The following is a 17,993-nucleotide window of genomic DNA, read 5'->3' on the forward strand; positions in this document are numbered from 1 at the left end:
TTGCGCTTATCCCAGCAGCCGCGCCACGTTCTGGAACCAGGTGACGAGATAAGACGGCAGATAAAGGCCCGCGAGAAGCACGAGCGAAAGATGCGCGATGAGCGGCACGGGAGAGGCCGGCGCCTCTCCGGCGCTCTTCGTCGGTTCGCCGAAAGCCATGCCGATCAACCGCATCAACAAGGCGCCGAACGCCACAAGAAGGCCGAGAACCAGCGGAACCGCCAGCCAGGGCTGACGGGCGAAGGCGGAGCTTACGACCAGAAACTCGCTCATGAAGACGCCGAGCGGCGGCATGCCGCAGATCGCCATCACGCCGACGACGAGGCTCCAGCCGAGCACGGGATGGCTCTGGGTCAGGCCCCTGATCTCGGCGATCTTCTGCGTGCCCTTGGCCTGAGCGATGTGGCCGACGGAGAAAAAGATCGCGGATTTGGTGAGGCTATGCATCGCCATATGCAGCAAGCCGGCAAAATTCGCGACCGGGCCGCCGATTCCGAAAGCGAAGGCGATGATGCCCATGTGCTCGATCGACGAATAGGCGAAGAGGCGTTTGATGTCGTCGCGCCGGTAGAGCATGAAAGCCGCGAACAGCACTGATGCAAGGCCCAGCGCGATGAGCAGCGGCCCGGGCGTGATGGCGGCGGCGTTGGCCGTGAGCAGCATTTTGAAGCGCAGCACGGCGTAGAGCGCGACATTCAGCAACAGACCGGAAAGCACCGCCGAGATGGGCGTCGGGCCCTCGGCATGCGCATCGGGGAGCCAGGCGTGCATGGGCGCGAGGCCGACCTTGGTGCCATAACCGAGCATCAGGAAGACGAAGGCCACATTCAACAGACGCGGGCTGAGATGCGCGGCGTGCTGCATCAGCGTGGACCAGAGCATGGAGTCGTAGCCCTCGCCCAGAACCGGTTCCGCCGACATATAGACGAGGATCGTGCCAAAGAGCGCGAGCGCAATGCCGACGCTGCCCAGAATGAAATATTTCCAGGCGGCTTCGAGCGAGTCGCGGGTGCGGTACAGGCCGACCATGACAACCGTGGTCAGCGTCGCGACTTCGACCGAGACCCATGTGAGGCCGATGTTGCTGGCCAGAAGCGCCAGATTCATGGCGCACATCAGCGCCTGATACATGGCGTGGTAAAAGCGCAGATTGCCCGGCGTCAATTTGCCGATCGCGAGTTCGTGCTCGATATAGCTCGCGCTGAAGCCCGCTGTGGTGAAGCCGATAAGCGTCGACAGCACGACGAAGACGACGTTGAGATCGTCGACCGAGAGAAAGCTGCCGGCCTCGTGTCCCTTGGCGAGGAGCAAAAGCGCGAAGACGAATGTCGCGCCCGACGCGGCGACATTGAGCTGAGCCGCTTTCTTATATTCGGTCTGAAAGGCCAGCACGCCCGCCGCGACAGCCGGAATGGCCACGAGCGCGTTCGACACCATGAAGAATTCGGAAATCATCGACGTTCTCCGCGCACGCGATCGAGTTCGTATAAGTCCACTGTGTCGAAGCGCTCCCGAATGCGGAACAGGAAGATGCCGATCACGATAAAAGCGATGAGAATCGAGAAGGCGACGCTGATCTCGACGACGAGCGGCATGCCATTGGCGCCCGCCGCCGCCAGCACGAGGCCGTTCTCCAGCGACATGAAGCCGATGATCTGACTGACGGCGTTGCGCCGCGTGACCATCATCAGCATGCCCAGAAGGACGATCGTCAGCGCAAAGGCGAGGTCTTCGCGCGCGAAAGGATCGGCGGTCGTCGTCGCGGGCAGCATGACGACGAGCGAAAGGCCCATCAGGAACATGCCGACGAGCATGGTCGCGCCGATGCCGCCGACGACTTCCACCGTGCGATGGACGCGCAGCGCCTTGACGATCTTGTGCAGGCCATAGGGAATGACGATCGCCTTGAACACGAGGGCGATCGCCGCCGTCACATAAAGATGCGCCGCGTTCTGCACATGGGCCTGCCAGGCCACCGACAAAGTCAGCACCAAAGCATGCAGCGCGAAGATGTTGATGAGCCCCGTTAGGCGATCCTGATAGAGCAGCATGAAGCTGACGAGCACCAGCCCGCCCGCGAGGAGCTGCGCGATGTCGAGAGACAGATGCTCTTGCATTACAGGCTCCGGGTGACAAAGACGAGAAGAGTGCCGAGAAGGCCGAGCATCAGCGCCGCTCCCAGGAAATCCGACACGCGGAAGATGCGCATCTTTGCGGTCGACACTTCGAAGAGGGCCAGCAAAAAGCCCGCGACAAAGATTTTCACGACATAAAAGGCGACGCCATAGCCCATGTCGACGAGACTGCCATCCGGGGGCGCGATGCCAAAGGGGAAGAAGATGCAGCCGATAAGCGACACATAGAGAAGAAGCTTGAGCGCCGAGGCCATCTCGATGATGGCGAGATGACGTCCCGAATATTCGAGAATCATCGCCTCGTGGACCATGGTGAGCTCGAGATGCGTCGCGGGATTATCGACCGGTATGCGTCCGTTCTCCGCGATCGCGACGATGATGAGGCCGATCAGCGCGAAGAGCACGGAGACGCGCAGCGCGAAATCCGACGCCATATAGGCGGCGACTTCCGAGAGCTGGGTCGAGCCGGCGATGAGCGAGACGATGAAAGCAATCATGATCGTCGCCGGCTCGGCGAGCGAGCCGAACATCGTCTCGCGGCTCGAGCCGATGCCGCCGAAGCTCGTCCCCACATCCATGCCGGCGAGCGCCAGGAAGAAGCGGGCGGCGCCGAGCAAGGCGGTGAGCGCGATAAGATCGGCGATCCAGCCGAACATCAGGCCGGTCGCAAATGTCGGAACGAGCGACGCGGCCACCCATGTGGTCGAGAAAATCAGATAGGGGGCCGCCCGGTAGAGCCAGGAGGCGTCATGGGCGAGCACGACGTCCTTCCTCAGCAGGCGAATGAGATCGTACCAGGGCTGCAGAAGCGGCGGCCCGCGCCGCCGCAGCAGGCGGGCTTTCACCTTGCGCGTGAATCCGATCAGCACCGGCGCGAGCGCCAGCACCAAAGCCATTTGCGCCGCTTGCGCGAAGAGGTCGAAGAGAAAGGTCATAGCGCCACGAGGATGAGGAGAAAGACGAGGGCGGCGAAGACGAGGGCGATATATTCCTGGATCGACAGGAAGTTCACCACATTGAGCCGCCCCGCGCAGAACAGCACAGCTTTCGTCAGCGGCTCGTAGAGGTAGTTGATAAAGCGGTCGCCGATCTCCACGGAGAAATGCGCGGCGCGCGTCTCTCCGGGCAGCGGCATGTCGAGCTTCTCGCGCACCGAGAAGGCGACGGCGCCGAGCGCGCGGCGGACCGGCTGCGCAAAGCTGCTCGCCGTATACTGACTCGCGGGGGTCGGATCGACATAGCCGCAATCCCACGGCGGCGCCCGACGCAGCGAGCGCGGAAAGAATTTCTTGATCGTCTGCGCCATGGCAAAAGCCGACAAGCCGATGAAGGCGAAGACGAGCAGGCCGTTATAGGAGCTGCGGCTCTCGGCGATGGGCGCGATCGTAAACCAGCCGATCTGGCTCTGCGCCGGCATGCGGCCGCCGACATATTCGGCCGCCGCGGGCGAGATCGTGTCGATCATGAAGCTTGGCGTAATCCCCGCCAGAAGGCAGAGAGCGATCAGCGCGAACATGGCGCGCAGCGACCATTGATCGGTCTCCTGCGCCTGCTCGGCGGCGCCCGAGCGCGGCCGGCCAAGGAAGACGACGCCAAAGGCCCGCACATAGGCGCCGGCGCCCAGCGCCGCGCTCAGCGCCAGCGTCACGCCGACAGCAGGCGTGAGCAGCTTCAATATCCACTGCGGCAGCGAAGGGCTGAGAAGGATGGCCTGGAACACCAGCCACTCGGAGACGAAACCGTTGAGCGGCGGCAGCGCGGCGATGGCCATGCAGCCGCCGAGAAAGACGAAGGCGGTTTTTGGCATCGAGCGGATCAGGCCGCCGAGCTTCTCGATGTTCTTCTCGCCGGTCGCGCCGAGCACGGCGCCGGCGCCGAAGAAGAGCGTGCTCTTGAACAGAGCGTGGTTGAAGACGTGGAACAGCGCCGCGGTGAAGGCGAGCGCCGCAGGCAGCGCCTGGCCATTCGCCTTGAAGGCCAGCGCCAGGCCGAGCGCGACGAAAATGATGCCGACATTCTCGATGGTGCTGTAGGCGAGAAGCTTCTTGAGATCGCTCTGCACCGTCGCGAAAAGCACGCCGATGAGCGCGCTCGCCGCGCCGAACACCAGCGGGTGAATGCTCCACCAGAAGGCGGGCGGGCCCAGAAGATCGAAAGCCATGCGGATGAAGCCGTAAATCGCCACCTTCGTCATGACGCCGCTCATCAGCGCAGAGACATGGCTCGGTGCGGCGGGATGAGCGAGCGGCAGCCAGATATGCAGCGGGACGAGACCCGCCTTCGAGCCGGCCCCCAGGATGACGAGGGCAAGGACGAGGCCGGATTTCCAGGCGTCCTTGGGGATCCCGCGGATCGTATCGAAGTCATAGGCGCCGGTCGCGCCGCCGAGAACGCCGAAGGCCATGAGCAGGCAGAAGGTGCCGAAGCTCGCCATGAGCAAATAGATGTAGGCGGCGGCGCGGTTTTCGGCGTGATCGTGATGGGAAATGACCAGCGCCCAGGAGGAGAGCGACATGAATTCCCAGGCGACAAGGAAGGTGAACGCGTCGTCGGCCATCACGACGCCGTTCATGCCGGCGATAAAGGCCGGAAAGAACGGCAGCACGCGCATCGGGCTTTTCTCATGCGCGCCGTAGCCGATCGCATAGACGCTCGCCGCCGCGCCGCCGAGATTGACGACCGCAAGAAAGAAGGCGCTCAGCGCGTCGATGCGAAAGCGCATGCCGATCCAGGGCAGGCCCAGGGGCAGCGTCGTCTGCAAGACATGCGCGCCTCTCGGGACGATGACGGCAAGGAAAATCGCCGCGCATAATCCGCCGGTGAGCCCGTAAACGAGCCGCGTCACATCCGCGCGGTCCTTGTAGCGGATCGAGGCTACGCCGACGCCGATCAGGGCGCCCACGCAAAGAAGGGCGAGATAAAGCGGCATTTATGTTCCTTGAACGACTTGGCCGAGAGGCTTGCCTGCATAGACGGTCGCGGGAATTCCAGCGGCAGTCTATCCCGCAGAACGTCTCACCCTGCGATATTTCGCCGGAATACGGCGCGACCTTAGAGCGCATTCCGCAAAAGTTGCAGACCTGTGCGAAAAGAATGCGCTCCAGCTTTTTGAATCTGCGCGGAAAAGCGCGCTAGGCGGGGCGCCTGCGCGGCGCCAAAGGATGGTCGGAGGTCGGGACGAGATGGTCGAGCCCGCGGATTTCCGCATGACCGCCCTTGCCGTGGTAATCCCCGCAGAAATGATGGAGATTTTCCATCACCGTGTGGTCGACGGTCGCCGTCTCCGAGAGGTCGAAGATGACCGTCTTGCCCAGCGGGATCGCGGTGAGGTCGTTCTTGAGCGCGAGATAATTGCCGAAGAAGGCCGCGCCCGCGACTTGCACATGGTAGACGCCCGGCGTCTTCTCTTCGATCGAGCGGCTGAGCTTGATGACATCCGGCCAATGGATGCTGCGCCAGAAATGGAAGGCCAGCTCCGCCAGGACGCCGATGGCGACGCCGATGAGAAGGTCGGTCGCCAGCACGCCGACGATGGTGACGACAAAGACGCCCAACTGGTCCCAGCCAATCTCCAACGTCTTTTTGAACTCGTGAGGCGAGGCCAGCCGATAGCCCGTGAAGACCAGGAGCGCCGCCAGCGACGCGAGCGGGATCTCGTGGATCAGCTTCGGGAACAGGGCGACGAAGACGAGCAGGAAGAGCCCGTGGAAGAAATTGGCCCAGCCGGTTTTCGCGCCGTTGTTGACATTGGCGGAGCTGCGAACGATTTCCGCGATCATCGGCAGGCCGCCGATCAGGCCGCAGATGGCGTTGCCGACGCCCACCGCCGCGATGTCGCGGTTCAGGTCGGAAGTTCGCTTATAGGGATCGAGCTTGTCGACCGCAGCGGCGCTCAGCAGGCTCTCGAGGCTGCCGACGAGCGCGATGGCGACGACCTGCTGCCAGAAGACGAGATGTCCGACGCGGGCGAAGTCGGGCGCGGCGAAGCCTGCCAGGAAATTCTCCGGCAAGGTGACGAGGAACTTCGGGCCGATGGTGAATTCATGGTGCGGCAGGAAGACCATGTCCGGCAGGAAGAGGTATTTGTGCTCGTCCTCGATGTCGAAATATTTGGCCAGGGCCATGCCCAGCAGGACGACGAGCAAGGGCGCCGGGATCATCTTGAGCTTGGGGTTCCGCACCAGGGTCCAGAGCGCCAAAATCCCGATGCCCAGAAAGCCGATGATGGCGACCTCCGGGTTCATGTCCCGCAAGCTCGCCGGGATAGCGCCGATCGTCTGGAACAGCGTCTGCGCATCCGGCTTCACGCCGAGCATGACGTGAATTTGCTTGGCCATGATGATGATGCCGATCGCCGCCAGCATGCCGTGCACGGCCGAGGCGGGGAAGAAGGCGCTCATCTTGCCGGCCTTCATCACGCCCATGAGGATTTGCAGCAAGGAGGCGAAGAAGATCGCGGCGAGCGTGTAGCGATAGCCCGCCATGGCGTCGCCCTCGCCGAGCTCCGTCACGGAATCGAGGATGACGACGATGAGCCCGGCCGCCGGCCCCATGATCGTGACGAAAGAACCGTTGATGCGCGACACCAGAAGCCCGCCCACGATGGCCGAGATGATGCCGGCCTGGGGCGGAAAGCCGGAGGCCATGGCGATGCCAAGGCACAAGGGCAAGGCGATCAGGAAGACCAGGAAGCCTGAAACGACGTCGGAGCGCCAGCTTTCGAAGAGCCCGGCGAACCCGGATTTGGGAGACAAGGCGTCATGAGCCGGCGAGGAGATGGTCATCGTCTGTTATCCTCGAACTGGAGATGAAGACCGGAAAAAGAGCCTGGGCCCTGTCCCCCTTGGGCGACAAAGGCATTTTCGGCGCCGAGGCCGTCTGCACTCTTTTTGGTGGGGCTGAGGGCGCCCGGCGCCGCTCACGGACCCGGCAAGATTATATTTCAGGCGGGACGGCGCTTATTTCGGCAGAGCCGCGATTTGTCTAAAATGAAGGCTGGGCCGGCCTTTTGCTGCGCCTAAGTCTCGCTTCATTGGCTTTCCTCGATTGGCCTCCAAGGGCTCAGCTACACTTGCAAGCGGCTGTTTCCATAGTTTTTCGCACTGCGGAAAAATGTTTCCGCTCTATGTCGGGAAAGCCGGCGCGCTTCCGGAAGCCCAGACAATCCGGGTGCGACACGCTATAGCCATGAACACAGAGGCGCACATGGACGGAGGCGCTTGGAAGCATGAGCAATCGCAGTTCGGTCCTCATCGTCGAAGACGACGCGGAAATCGCGGAGCTGATTTCCAGATACCTCGAAAACAACGGCATGGCGGTCACGCGCATCCCCAGCGGGGAAACCGTCGACGCCAAACTGGCCGCCGGCGACTTCGATATTCTCATTCTCGACCTCAATCTGCCGGGCGAGGATGGTCTTTCCATTTGCCGGCGGGTCCGGGCGGCGCATGACATCCCGATCATCATCGTCACCGCCCAGGGAGAGGACGTCGACAAGATCCTCGGGCTCGAGATAGGCGCCGACGATTATGTGGTGAAGCCCTTCAACTCCCGGGAGCTGCTCGCGCGCATCAGAGCCGTGCTGCGCCGCACCGGGCCGCAAAGCCGCGTCGAGGCCGGCCCCTCGAACCAAATCTTTCAGTTCCTGGGCTGGCGCATTAATCTTCTCGCCCGCGACGTCGTTTCGCCCAGCGGCATGAAGGTCGCCATGACCGGCGCGGAATTCGATCTCCTGCACGCATTCTGCGAAAACCCGAACCGGGTGCTGACCCGCGATCAGCTCATCAACATGACCCATGGCCCCACCGCCGGCCCCTTCGAGAGAAGCATCGACGTGCTGATCAGCCGGCTCAGACAGAAGCTCGAGAAAGATCCCAAAAACCCGGCTATCATCCAAACGGTGAGATCGGAGGGCTACATGCTCTCCGCGCCCGTCGCCCGGATTTGAAGATCAAGGCTTTCATGCGACGCCTGGCCCCAGCCCGCCTTGCCGGTCAAATCACGCTGCTCATCCTTGTCTCGATCGTGACCTTCCAGACGATCGTGCTGGTTACTTTCCACGTGCTCGACGTCGAAGGGCGGCGCCACATTGTCGACCAGACGGATTTCATCGCGAGCGTCATTCTCGCGCTGGACGCGGCGCCGGCCGAGGCGCGTCAGGGGTTGCTATCCGAATTCGCGCAGGCCGCGCCTTTCGCGAATATCCATTTGCAAAAGGAAAAGCCCCGGGCCGTCACGACCGACGACAGGGAGTTCAAAAAAGAAATCCGCCTGATCCGGACCGACCTGTGGCCCGAGGCGGAGGTTTACGCCGCCGCGCCGCCCAATGAGGACGGCGCGCAGGGCGTTATGGCTGTCGCGCTCCGCAAGGGCGGCTATGGGCTCATCTCCATTACCCAGCACCGCAAGCCGCCGCACTCGGTGTGGCGATGGCTCTGGGAGCCGGAGCCCGGCACGCCTTTCCTGCTGACGCCATGGGCGCTGTCGGCCATTTTGTTTTTTCTCAGCACCTCGGTTCTCGTGCTGTGGGCGTCGAACGGCATTGTCGAGCCGCTGATTACTTTGGCGCGCCACGCCGAGCAGTTCCCCGGCTCGCACAGCAGCGAAGGCGCGCTTCCCGAGCGTGGCCCCAGCGAAGTGCGCGAGCTGACGCGCTCGATCAACCGCATGCAGGAGCGGATCGCCGCGATGATCGTGGCGCGGACACGCGTGCTGGCGGCTGTCAGCCACGATCTGAGAACCATCATCACGCGGCTGAATCTGAGAGCCGAATTTATCGCCGACGCCGATCTGCGAATGAAAATGCTGCGCGACGTCGACCTCATGGACGCCATGCTGCGCAAGAACCTGCAGTATCTGCGCGCCGAGAGCGACAAGACGGATTATTCGCTGATCGACCTCGACAGCGTCCTGCAAACCGTCGTGGATCAGTTCGCCGACATGAATTACAACGTGTCCTACGCTGGCGGCGGTCGCCAGATGATGATCGGCTCCCTGACGGACATGCAGCGGGTTTTCACCAATCTGGTCGAGAACGCTGTCCATCACGCCGGCGTGGTCGACGTCCGGATAGACGAGTCCCTGCCCGGCAAGCTCCAGGTCGACGTCATCGACGATGGTCCGGGCATTCCGCAAGACCAGAGGGCGTCCGTTTTCGAGCCCTTCGTGCGCGGCGAGCCGGGGCGCACGATGGACAGCCACAGCGGATTCGGCCTGGGCCTGTCGATCGTGCGTTCTCTGGTCGAACGCCACGGCGGAACCGTCTCTTTACTGGATCGCGAGCCGAACGGGCTCGTCGTCCGCGTCACGCTTCCGCGCGCCAGCGGCGACGAAGCTTGAACGGCAGGAACGGCGCCCTCGCCGTTCCTGCCGCCACGGCGCCTCAGATTCCCTGCCCCTTGTTCGGTGAGCCCGACGAGCCGCTCGGCGCAGTCGAACCACTCGGGGCGCCCTGGTTGAGATCTTGCGAGCGCGAACTCGGATTGCTGGAAGTCGAGCCCTTCTTCTGCATCGACTTGCTGCTGCCGTAAGTCTCGCCGCCAGTCGCCTTCGTATGATGGCGATAGTGATGCTTCGAAGCGCATCCATGCGCCAAAGCCGAAGCGGGAGCCCAGGCCAATATCGGCGCGACGAGCGCCGCCGCAAGCAGTTTTCTGTTCATCGTCTCCTCCGTGATCATCCGGCGCCGCCGGAACACGGGCAAGTAAGCGGGGCTACCCTTTCGGCAAGCGAAGCGCTGACTTGCTTTATTTCCGCTTGATTGCTGCGTGGGCTCGATCGCGCAGCAGGCATCGAGCGCCAGAGCGAGCAGGCCCCGCCAAGCGGAAACCCACAGAGGCCATTGGCGAGCGTGCGAGGCGAGGGCGCGACGGATGGACGCGGCGCGCTGGCGCAGCCGCTCAGGCCGCCTTGGCGTCGAGCGGCGCCATATCCAGACCCCGGAAGATGGCGCAGCGCTGGAAAGCGCTCAGATCAGGCGGCACGCTCTTCTGGTGGCAGAATTTGGCGACAAGCTTGGCGAGGCCCTTGATGTCGCGGCCCGTCGCCTGCGGGAAGACGCGCACAAGATCGTCGATCAGCGCATCGTCGACCGCAAGCCCGAACTGCTCCGCCATGACCCGCCATATGCGGCGTTTGGCGTCGGCGTCCGGCGGATAATAGCGGATGAGCGCGATGCAGCGCGAGACGATCGCCTCATCTATGTCGTCGACGCGATTGGTCGTGAGGAACAGCAGGCCGTTGAAATATTCGAGCACGCGCAGGAAGACGCCGACGACGGCGTTCATCGCCATATTGTCGTCGCGACGCTTGATATAGACATCCGCCTCGTCGATCAGCATCACCGCGCCCCAGCGCTGCGCGCGGGTGAGGATTTCCTTCAGCGAGGTTTCCATCGCCGCGACATTGAGGCCGAGCTGGCCGGAATGCACGCGGTAGAGCGGACGCTGGATGATCTCGGAATAGACCTCCGCGGTCAGCGTCTTGCCGACGCCGGGCGGCCCCGCGCAGAGCACAGTGGTGCCGCCCGATTTGCCCTGAACGATGTCATCCATCAGCACGTCCATCTCGGCCGTGAGAATGTCGATGAGATCGGTCTGCTCGGGCGGCAGGACGAGCTTTTGCTTCAGCGCCGGTTGATATTGATAGGGCCGCATCTCGTCGACATGCACCCAGAGATGGTGATGCAGGTCGAGGTGGAACATGAGTATGTAAGGATGCACCGGAATGCGGGTGAAGAGCCCTTCCGGAATCTGCGCGCGCAGTTCGGCGATTTCGTCCTCGGCCGCGAAACGATTGCTCTTGCCGGCCTTGCGCAGGAAATGCCCGAGGATGTCGCCCGGCGCCTCCAGCGTGAGGCTGCGGTTGGTCAGCACGCCTTCGTCGTTCACGAGCCGCGCCTCGCCGCCGCTGGTCGAGAGAACGATAATATCCTTGCGCGCCCAATCGGTGTCGCGATGGGTGGCGTTGGGGTCTTCGGCGTGAAAGCCGACGCCCTTGCCGCTGAACTGCTGGCCGTAGCGGCCGCGCCATTCGAAATAAGTTTCGGTAGAGGACTCGAAGGCTTCGATCAGCTCCGCCGTCTCGCGCAGGAAGCCTCTGGCGGCGAGTATCTCGCTGATCGTTCGCCCCACGATGTCGGCCGCCATGATGCGGATGACGTTCGACTGCAATGTTCCCTTGGCGTTCGCCTTCAGCTCGATGAGAATCTTGCCAGCCTCGTCGTTGGAGGCCGGCACATAATCGATCCGCATGATGAGATAGGGCAGCGGCTTCGACGCGATGCTCGCCGTAAAGAGCCAGCCGTAGATCGGATCGGTGGTCAGATAACGCACCAGCGCCGGCAGGACGTCCTCGAGTTCGCCGTTTTGGAAACGCTTGTCCTGCGAGACCAGCGCGGCGCGCAAGGTGGAAAGCTGCGCCGCGCGGGCGCGCAGCTCGGGGCCCGACTCCTTGTAGCGCTCTTCGAGAAAATCCAGCTCCTCGCTCGTGAGATGGCTGAGATCGACCTCGACTCTGTCGCTGAAGCGCAATTGGCTCGCGAGCCCCGCCTGCGCCGGAAAGCGCGCCATCAAAGCTTCGACATGGCTTCTTTCGATTTCGATATTCATGGCCGGCGCCGCTCTTCGGGATAGGGAGGAAGGGTCAGAATGCGCGTGTCTTCGACGGCCCCGCCGACCGTGAAGTGATAGACGTCCTGGAATTGCGTCTCGCCCGCCGGAAGGCCGAGCATGGCGTGGACCTCGTCGTCGAAGAAGCAGCCGATGCCTGTGCCCGCGAGCCCGGCGGCCGTCGCCCAGAGATAGAAAACCTGTCCGATCAGCCCCGCCTCCCAATGGAGACGCCGATAGGCGAAGGCGCCTTCCTCTGTAAGCGCGCGGTCGAAATCGGCGATCATTGCGACGGCGAAGCAGCCCTTGCCCGCGATCGGCTGGAGGCAGGCGAATTTCGTCGCTTCGCGTTCATGCGCGCCGGCGCGCAAGCGAAACAGCGGAACGCCCAAGAGATCGACAGGCGCCCATTCGAAATCGGCGTGGCTGGCCGCGCGCAGCCGCGCCGCCATCTCCGCGTCGCGCGCGAGGAGATACAGGCCCGGCTCCAACCCCTCGACGCGATGGACGTAAAAGACGAGCAACAGGCGCGGCGGAAAGGGAAAGGCGCTCATCAGCGGCTCGGCGCCGGGCAGCGTCGCGGCGAGCGTGAGGCGGAAGGTTTCGAGCGGCAGGGTCGAGACGCCATCCATGCGCTGAACGCTGCGACGCCGGCGCACCACCTCGCCGATCGCCGGGCCATCGATCGACGGGGCCGGCAGCACGGGCGGCGGCTCCGGCGCGGCCGAACCCGCCTTGTGGCAAAGACGGACAGCGCGATCGACGAGCGGCCAACCATCATGATCCTCGCTGAGGCGATTGGCGGCGCCGTGGAATGTGCGCGGCTCCGCCCGCAAGGCGGCAAGGTCGATTACAGGCGGCGGCGCGCCATCGGTCGCGATCCAGAGCAGGACGTCGGGGTGTTCTTCCTCACGCCGGTGAAAAGCATCCGCTCGATCGAGCCCGATCAGCGCGGCAATCTCGTCATCGGAAGGCGCCGCGAAAACATGCGCGCGCCATCCGAGGCCCGCGCAGGCTTGCGCTGCCGCGCCGATGGCGTGCCCGGCGTCGAGCTGGCAGTAACGAAAAGCGCGCTCGCCATATTTCCAGCACTCGCGCCACGGAATGGCGCTGAGCGCCAGAAGGAAGCCGCCGACAGGGACGGCCTGCGCCGCAGCGTAATGCGCGCGCTCTTCGAGCCCATGCTCCTGCGGCGCATAGTGATAGAGACCCGCGGTTTCGCTCAGGCCCGCGAGCGCATTCGCCAGAATATAGGCTTCCGTCGGATGCAGATTGCCGGAGGACGGGTTGTTGCGCACCGCCCAGGTCGACCCTTCGGCGGTCTTCCACGCGCTGAGGCCGAAGGCCAGCTCGAGGAAGAGGCCGAGCGCGGCGGCGTCGAGGGGCGCCGGGTCGCGCGCCGGACCGGGGAACGGCGTCTCCGGCCCGCGGCTCAACGGCAGCTCGATCAGCCGCGCCCCTTCGAAGCGCCGGAAGGGCGAGGGCTGCGAGGTCCAATCCAGAAAAGCCGGGCCGAGCGCATAACGGTTGGGCGCGTGCTTGGTGCGGAGGTGATAGCCGCGAATATCGGCGGGAAGCGCGTCGGAATAAGCGTTCATCGCGGACGCCGGCTCTGCGGGGCACGAAATTTGTTCTGCATCGCGCGCGGTTCTCTCGTGAAGAGGCGCCCCTCTTATTCAAGAAGGGCGCCCGCCCGAGGCCCGCGCCAAAACGGATGAAAATCAGTGGATTAGAGATTCCTCCGCCTGGGAGGCGGCCCGCCATGTCGGAAAGTTTCAGCCTCGTTGTCGATCGTCACCACGCGTTTGGCGTTTTAGCGACATTGCGCCTCGCCGCCCAACCGGCGCGCCGCTTCACCCTGCAGGAGGCGGCGATCGTGGCGCGGGCGCTCAAAGCGGTGGCGCAAGGCGCGAGCGACGAGCGGCAGATTTTCATGAGCCCGATCGCCAGCGATCACGACTTCGAGGCGAGCGTCGAGCAGGACGGCATCGTCGTCCGCGCCGAGGGCTGCGTGGAGGCGCGGCTCGCTTGGCCGGAGACCCTCGCGCTTGCAGAGCAACTCAGACAAGCGTCGTCCGGCTAAGAAGGCTCCAAACGCCTCAGAGTTTATCCGATAAAAAAGGCGCGGGCCGACCGCTTCCGACGGCCCGCGCCGACGCCGTTATCGACAAAGCTCGCGATAGCGCTGGCAATTGCCCATGCCTTCTTCGCCGAGTTCGCGCTTATACATGCAGGCGCGCCGAAGCTCGCGGCAGTTGGGGCCATACCCCCAGCGCTGATGATACTGCCGATACTGGACTTGCAGAAGCGACGCGTCGGCGCCCGCATCACTCGGAATCGCCGCAGCAGGCAAGCTAAAGAAGGCCGCCGTACATATTGCAAGGATGTAAGAGCGCATGGGTTTCTCCCTTTAAAGCCGTCGATCCGCCCGCCGCGCGAGCGGATGACGACAAACCACTGCGGGAGGCCCTTGTTCCTTCAGCCTCAACCCCGGCTCTTGAACTGACGCTGGCACCCCCGCGACAGCGCGCTCATATGCGCCTTGAGGCATTTCTCCACGGCGAGCGCGTCAGGCTCCGCCTCGGCGCAGAGTTTGTGAGAGTCGCGCTCACACGCTGACCGCTGTTTTTTCGTGCCCTGTGCGAGCGCTGGATCCAAGGCGACGAGACCCAATAAAATGGAGAACAAGACAAGCTTGCGCATGATAGCCGCTTCCCTGTTGGAGCTGGCCCTATCAAAGGGCGCGACAAACGCGAACTGGATCGCGGTCGGCGCTTGTCAAGCTGGGCGCGGCGTGTGGCTGCCTGCCCGTGGTCAATGTAAAGTTCGAAGTCGACAGACCTTCACGCGCCCACCGGAGCCGTCGGCTTGCCAATGACAGCCCGCGTTTTTGGGCTGATTGTCGTAAAGATGCACTTCGGCGCGATGCTTTGGGTCGAAGGTCTGGTTCGAAAAATCATGGCCGCCGACGTAAACATGTTTGCCGAAACGAACCTCGCCAAGCGCGGAGCCGCAGAGAGCCACGCCTGTGACGAGCGCTGATGCGATGATCACTTTCCGGCTCATGCTTTCCTGTCCTCTCGACAATTCCAGGAGCACGACTCTATCACAGCCGCGTCGGCGTCGTCCCTGATCGCGCGGGCAGTCGGGAGCGGGCAAATTTCCCTGGCCTCACAGGGTTTTTCTCCGTGTTCGCGCGCGGGCTCCTTTGGTCTGATCCGTCTTGCACGCCATCCAAGGGAGAAAATACCGTGGCGCAATTGGGATTCGATGACAGCAATATCCGATGGGAACGGTTCGGCGACGTCGAGCATTTGTGGCTTTCCGTGCTCGACGTGGACGCAAAGAACAGAATCGTCCAGGTGCTTTTCAAATTCGCGGCGAACCAGCAGATCGTGCTGCATCGGCATAAGACCACGAACAAGACTTTCGTTATCCAGGGAGAGCACCGTCTGTATCATCCCGACGGAAGGCTCAAGGAAATCCGCCCTGCCGGACGCTACACTGTGAGCCCGCCGAGCAATGATCCTCACCGCGAAGGCGGGGGCGATCAGGACGTGGTGGTGATGTTCACCATCTATGGCGAAAACGACGCGCTTTACGAACTGCTCGACGATCAAATGAACATCGTCGCGTCGGTTTCCATCGACGATTTCGCGAAGCTGTTGGATTGATCCGCGCGCTTGCGCCCTCGAACGCGTTCGAGGGCGCAAGCATGAAGCTACGAACGATTGTAGGCCGCTTCGACTGCCGCAATATCGAGCTTCGCCATGGTCATCATCGCCTCCATGGCGCGCTTGGCGCCAGCTTTATCAGGGCCGCTGATCAGCTCGACGACCCGGGAGGGAGCGATCTGCCACGAAAGTCCGTAGCGATCCTTGAGCCAACCGCAGCGGCTATAGGAACCGCCCTCTCCGAGCTTCTCCCATAAACGGTCCACCTCCGCCTGATCGACGCAGTCCACCGAAATCGAAATGGCTTCGGTGAATTTGAAGATCGGGCCGCCGTTCAAGGCCAGATATTCGACGCCGGCAAGTTGGAAGGTCACCATCAAGACAGACCCCGGCTTGCCGGGGCCGGCCTCGTTATAGTGCGCGATGTCGACGATGCGGGAGTTCGGGAAAAGCGACACGTAAAAGTTCGCCGCTTCTTCGGCCTCGTGATCGAACCAGAGGCAGGTCCTTACCTTCTGAGCCATTCGCGCCTCCTATTGTCACGCCACAACGATCACGTTCCACAGAACGCCGAACCGGTCCTCGACCATGCCGAAGCGCGGCGAAAAGAAAGTCTGGCCGAGCGGCATTCTCGTTTGGCCTTGATCCGCGAGCGCCGCAAATATGCGATCGGCCTCGGCGGCGTCCTTCGCCGTATAGGTCAAACTAAAGCCTTTGAAGCCCGTGCTATCCGGACCGCAACCGTCGGAGAGGCTCAGGTTGGAGCCGCCGACATTTAGATTAGCGTGCATAACCTTCTCGCCCCACCCCGGCGCGATGACGCCCTCTGGCGCAGGCTGGGGGCTCTCCTTGAAACGTAAGAGCATTGTCAGCTCCGCGCCCAGCGCCTTTTGGTAGAAGGCGATCGCCTCCTCGGCGCGTCCCGCGAAATAAAGGTAGGGATTGATAGCCATCACATGTCTCCTTGTTCAAAACATAAGTAGGTTTCCACTTGAACGGCTTCCGTTCGGGCCTTGTCATTCCCGGCGGGCTGAAAGCCCGACCGGGAATCCAGAGCCATAGTAGCTAGTGTTGCTCTGGATTCCCGATCGCTCGCTTTGCGAGCCTCGGGAATGACATCGGAACCAATCAAGCGGATCTCGTCTTAAACCGCGGCGGCTCACGCCGAAGCACCTTCGCCGTGGTCAATTGCTGTCTTGCGCGAGCTGCGCCGAATGTCGCGCCAGATAGTCGAATGCGCCGGTCCAGCCATTTTGATGCGAACAAGCGGATTCCACTGTGGCGAGGCCAGCATGGATAAAGATCATGTCGGTCTTGCCGTCACGCTCGGTGAGAACGACTGTGATCATCGTGTTCGCCTGAGGCTCGAGACTGTTGCGCTCCCATCGATGGGTAAAAACGAGACGCGACGGCTTTTCTATTTCGATATATTCGCCGCAATGGATGAAGTCTTCGCCTTCGGGCGAGCGCATGCCGGACCGCCATTTGCCGCCGATGCGCAATTCATTCTCGGCGAAAAGCACGTTGAAATTGGCTGGGCACATCCAGCGGAGCAAGTGATCGGCTTCCGTCCATGCTTTCCACACCAGGACTCGGGGCGCATCGAAGGTGCGGCGCATGACAATCGTATAGCCGGCGCCCGCTTCGCCGGTCGCGCGCGCCAATCCTTCCAGAATGCTTTCCCATCCTGCACGCATGCTGGCGTCGATGGGCGCCCGTTCCACGCGATGGGTGAGCGTCAAAAGGCTCCCCGCGCCATCGGCCTCGATCTCCACTGTGACGAGGCTGCGCGGGCCGTCCTTGTCAGTGGCGAGAGCGAAGACGATCCGACGGGGGCGATCGATCTCCCGATATTCGCCGAAATGGGTTGCAAGGCTCTCGCCGCGCTGCTCGTGAATTGCAAAGCCGCCGCCGACGCGCGCGTCTATCTCGACATGCGCCGATTGACCGCCAGGAGTCGCGAAAAGCCATGCGCCGACGGCTTTGGCGTCGAACCAGGCGTCGAAGACGATCTCGGGCGGCGCGGCGAAGCGGCGCGAGACGACAAGCGTCGAAAATACATCGTCAGTTGCGCGGTCCATCAGGGTTGCCTTTCTGTAATTCCTTCAAATAGACGTCGAGCCGGTCGAAGCTTTGGTCCCAGAAGCGCCGATAGCTCTCCAGCCACCCTGCAAGATCGCGCAGCGGCGCCGCTTCGAGCCGGCAAGGCCGCAACTGCGCCTTGCGAGCGCGGCTGATGAGCCCGGCCTGCTCCAGCACCTTCAAATGTTTCGAGATGGCCGGCTGGCTGATCGCAAAGGGCGCCGCAAGCTCGTTGACCGACGCGTCGCCTTGGGCGAGGCGCGCGAGGATCGCCCGGCGGGTCGGATCAGCGAGAGCGGAAAGCGTGAGGCTGAGCGGGTCCTGCATGTATTCTTGCCTAGTTATATAACCTATTAGTTATAAATATCGCGCCTTTCATTGCGCGTCAACCGCGCCCCGTCGTCGACGCAAGGAAAGTCGCCGCCCCGCAGCGCCAGACAGGAACGAAGACAGGGAGGGCGGGTTAGGGTTGGGGGCTCGCTGTCACGGAGCAA

General features: G+C 62.9%; 19 protein-coding genes. 4 read left to right on the forward strand and 15 right to left on the reverse strand.

The window, feature by feature from the left end; all coding sequences use genetic code 11:
- Window positions 1–6: 6 nt before the first annotated feature.
- The 5 genes from QNA11_RS13090 to QNA11_RS13110 form a co-directional block, all read right to left on the reverse strand.
- The gene (locus QNA11_RS13090) at window positions 7–1,455 is read right to left on the reverse strand and encodes a hydrogenase 4 subunit F (protein ID WP_202070722.1); all 1,449 of its coding nucleotides are present in this window, start codon (window positions 1,453–1,455) and stop codon (window positions 7–9) included.
- Window positions 1,452–2,117, reverse strand: a complete 666-nt coding sequence (locus QNA11_RS13095; RefSeq protein ID WP_283483367.1) for a hydrogenase-4 component E — start codon at window positions 2,115–2,117, stop codon at window positions 1,452–1,454. Before QNA11_RS13095 ends, QNA11_RS13090 begins: the two co-directional genes overlap by 4 nt.
- On the reverse strand, window positions 2,117–3,070 hold the full coding sequence (locus tag QNA11_RS13100; protein WP_283483368.1) for a respiratory chain complex I subunit 1 family protein: 954 nt from the start codon (window positions 3,068–3,070) through the stop codon (window positions 2,117–2,119). Before QNA11_RS13100 ends, QNA11_RS13095 begins: the two co-directional genes overlap by 1 nt.
- The gene (hyfB, locus tag QNA11_RS13105; protein WP_283483369.1) at window positions 3,067–5,064 is read right to left on the reverse strand and encodes a hydrogenase 4 subunit B; all 1,998 of its coding nucleotides are present in this window, start codon (window positions 5,062–5,064) and stop codon (window positions 3,067–3,069) included. The genes QNA11_RS13100 and hyfB overlap by 4 nt, the downstream gene beginning before the upstream one ends.
- Window positions 5,065–5,266: 202 nt before the next feature.
- Window positions 5,267–6,919 (reverse strand): SulP family inorganic anion transporter, encoded by a 1,653-nt coding sequence (locus tag QNA11_RS13110; protein WP_283483370.1) that lies wholly within the window; start codon window positions 6,917–6,919, stop codon window positions 5,267–5,269.
- 443 nt (window positions 6,920–7,362) lie between these two features.
- Between QNA11_RS13110 and QNA11_RS13115 the strand changes: the two genes are divergently transcribed.
- Window positions 7,363–8,082 carry a response regulator gene (locus QNA11_RS13115; protein WP_202070727.1) on the forward strand — a complete coding sequence of 240 codons (720 nt, stop codon included), beginning with the start codon at window positions 7,363–7,365 and terminating at the stop codon, window positions 8,080–8,082.
- Between the two features lie 14 nt (window positions 8,083–8,096).
- Complete coding sequence (locus QNA11_RS13120; RefSeq protein ID WP_283483371.1) at window positions 8,097–9,473, forward strand: ATP-binding protein; 1,377 nt, start codon at window positions 8,097–8,099, stop codon at window positions 9,471–9,473.
- Between the two features lie 43 nt (window positions 9,474–9,516).
- Here the strand turns inward: QNA11_RS13120 and QNA11_RS13125 are convergent, their stop codons facing one another.
- From QNA11_RS13125 to QNA11_RS13135, 3 genes are all read right to left on the reverse strand, one after another.
- Window positions 9,517–9,795, reverse strand: coding sequence for a hypothetical protein (locus QNA11_RS13125; RefSeq protein WP_202070729.1), 279 nt, complete (start codon window positions 9,793–9,795; stop codon window positions 9,517–9,519).
- A gap of 238 nt (window positions 9,796–10,033) precedes the next feature.
- Entirely contained in the window at window positions 10,034–11,743 is a 1,710-nt protein-coding gene (locus QNA11_RS13130; RefSeq protein ID WP_283483372.1) for an AAA family ATPase, read from the reverse strand.
- On the reverse strand, window positions 11,740–13,341 hold the full coding sequence (locus QNA11_RS13135) for a SagB/ThcOx family dehydrogenase (RefSeq protein ID WP_283483373.1): 1,602 nt from the start codon (window positions 13,339–13,341) through the stop codon (window positions 11,740–11,742). The genes QNA11_RS13130 and QNA11_RS13135 overlap by 4 nt, the downstream gene beginning before the upstream one ends.
- A gap of 164 nt (window positions 13,342–13,505) precedes the next feature.
- On the opposite strand from QNA11_RS13135, the gene QNA11_RS13140 reads away from it, so the two are divergent.
- On the forward strand, window positions 13,506–13,826 hold the full coding sequence (locus QNA11_RS13140) for a hypothetical protein (protein WP_283483374.1): 321 nt from the start codon (window positions 13,506–13,508) through the stop codon (window positions 13,824–13,826).
- Between the two features lie 78 nt (window positions 13,827–13,904).
- Here the strand turns inward: QNA11_RS13140 and QNA11_RS13145 are convergent, their stop codons facing one another.
- The 3 genes from QNA11_RS13145 to QNA11_RS13155 form a co-directional block, all read right to left on the reverse strand.
- The gene (locus QNA11_RS13145) at window positions 13,905–14,141 is read right to left on the reverse strand and encodes a hypothetical protein (RefSeq protein ID WP_202070733.1); all 237 of its coding nucleotides are present in this window, start codon (window positions 14,139–14,141) and stop codon (window positions 13,905–13,907) included.
- Between the two features lie 86 nt (window positions 14,142–14,227).
- A complete protein-coding gene (locus tag QNA11_RS13150) occupies window positions 14,228–14,446 on the reverse strand; it encodes a hypothetical protein (protein ID WP_283483375.1) in 219 nt (72 codons plus the stop codon).
- 111 nt (window positions 14,447–14,557) lie between these two features.
- Window positions 14,558–14,809, reverse strand: coding sequence for a hypothetical protein (locus QNA11_RS13155; protein WP_202070734.1), 252 nt, complete (start codon window positions 14,807–14,809; stop codon window positions 14,558–14,560).
- 185 nt (window positions 14,810–14,994) lie between these two features.
- Between QNA11_RS13155 and QNA11_RS13160 the strand changes: the two genes are divergently transcribed.
- Window positions 14,995–15,417, forward strand: a complete 423-nt coding sequence (locus QNA11_RS13160) for a cupin domain-containing protein (protein WP_281930116.1) — start codon at window positions 14,995–14,997, stop codon at window positions 15,415–15,417.
- Between the two features lie 47 nt (window positions 15,418–15,464).
- Here QNA11_RS13160 and QNA11_RS13165 read toward each other — a convergent pair whose 3' ends face one another.
- From QNA11_RS13165 to QNA11_RS13180, 4 genes are all read right to left on the reverse strand, one after another.
- Entirely contained in the window at window positions 15,465–15,941 is a 477-nt protein-coding gene (locus QNA11_RS13165) for a VOC family protein (protein ID WP_202070736.1), read from the reverse strand.
- 15 nt (window positions 15,942–15,956) lie between these two features.
- Complete coding sequence (locus tag QNA11_RS13170; protein WP_283483376.1) at window positions 15,957–16,370, reverse strand: VOC family protein; 414 nt, start codon at window positions 16,368–16,370, stop codon at window positions 15,957–15,959.
- Window positions 16,371–16,601: 231 nt separating this feature from the next.
- On the reverse strand, window positions 16,602–17,498 hold the full coding sequence (locus tag QNA11_RS13175) for an SRPBCC family protein (RefSeq protein WP_283483377.1): 897 nt from the start codon (window positions 17,496–17,498) through the stop codon (window positions 16,602–16,604).
- Complete coding sequence (locus QNA11_RS13180; protein ID WP_202070739.1) at window positions 17,482–17,826, reverse strand: ArsR/SmtB family transcription factor; 345 nt, start codon at window positions 17,824–17,826, stop codon at window positions 17,482–17,484. The genes QNA11_RS13175 and QNA11_RS13180 overlap by 17 nt, the downstream gene beginning before the upstream one ends.
- Window positions 17,827–17,993 lie beyond the last annotated feature (167 nt).

Source organism: Methylocystis sp. JR02 (genome assembly GCF_030063565.1).
Classification (GTDB): Bacteria; Pseudomonadota; Alphaproteobacteria; order Rhizobiales; family Beijerinckiaceae; genus Methylocystis; species Methylocystis iwaonis.

Bases quoted from the DNA above. Each gene is read 5' to 3' on its own strand.
- QNA11_RS13115 (WP_202070727.1), top strand. From the start codon at position 7,363: ATGAGCAATCGCAGTTCGGTCCTCATCGTCGAAGACGACGCGGAAATC.
- QNA11_RS13110 (WP_283483370.1), bottom strand. From the start codon at position 6,919: ATGACCATCTCCTCGCCGGCTCATGACGCCTTGTCTCCCAAATCCGGG.
- QNA11_RS13145 (WP_202070733.1), bottom strand. From the start codon at position 14,141: ATGCGCTCTTACATCCTTGCAATATGTACGGCGGCCTTCTTTAGCTTG.
- QNA11_RS13150 (WP_283483375.1), bottom strand. From the start codon at position 14,446: ATGCGCAAGCTTGTCTTGTTCTCCATTTTATTGGGTCTCGTCGCCTTG.
- QNA11_RS13090 (WP_202070722.1), bottom strand. From the start codon at position 1,455: ATGATTTCCGAATTCTTCATGGTGTCGAACGCGCTCGTGGCCATTCCG.
- QNA11_RS13130 (WP_283483372.1), bottom strand. From the start codon at position 11,743: ATGAATATCGAAATCGAAAGAAGCCATGTCGAAGCTTTGATGGCGCGC.
- hyfB (WP_283483369.1), bottom strand. From the start codon at position 5,064: ATGCCGCTTTATCTCGCCCTTCTTTGCGTGGGCGCCCTGATCGGCGTC.
- QNA11_RS13155 (WP_202070734.1), bottom strand. From the start codon at position 14,809: ATGAGCCGGAAAGTGATCATCGCATCAGCGCTCGTCACAGGCGTGGCT.
- QNA11_RS13100 (WP_283483368.1), bottom strand. From the start codon at position 3,070: ATGACCTTTCTCTTCGACCTCTTCGCGCAAGCGGCGCAAATGGCTTTG.
- QNA11_RS13120 (WP_283483371.1), top strand. From the start codon at position 8,097: ATGCGACGCCTGGCCCCAGCCCGCCTTGCCGGTCAAATCACGCTGCTC.
- QNA11_RS13170 (WP_283483376.1), bottom strand. From the start codon at position 16,370: ATGGCTATCAATCCCTACCTTTATTTCGCGGGACGCGCCGAGGAGGCG.
- QNA11_RS13165 (WP_202070736.1), bottom strand. From the start codon at position 15,941: ATGGCTCAGAAGGTAAGGACCTGCCTCTGGTTCGATCACGAGGCCGAA.
- QNA11_RS13175 (WP_283483377.1), bottom strand. From the start codon at position 17,498: ATGGACCGCGCAACTGACGATGTATTTTCGACGCTTGTCGTCTCGCGC.
- QNA11_RS13180 (WP_202070739.1), bottom strand. From the start codon at position 17,826: ATGCAGGACCCGCTCAGCCTCACGCTTTCCGCTCTCGCTGATCCGACC.
- QNA11_RS13135 (WP_283483373.1), bottom strand. From the start codon at position 13,341: ATGAACGCTTATTCCGACGCGCTTCCCGCCGATATTCGCGGCTATCAC.
- QNA11_RS13095 (WP_283483367.1), bottom strand. From the start codon at position 2,117: ATGCAAGAGCATCTGTCTCTCGACATCGCGCAGCTCCTCGCGGGCGGG.
- QNA11_RS13125 (WP_202070729.1), bottom strand. From the start codon at position 9,795: ATGAACAGAAAACTGCTTGCGGCGGCGCTCGTCGCGCCGATATTGGCC.
- QNA11_RS13140 (WP_283483374.1), top strand. From the start codon at position 13,506: ATGTCGGAAAGTTTCAGCCTCGTTGTCGATCGTCACCACGCGTTTGGC.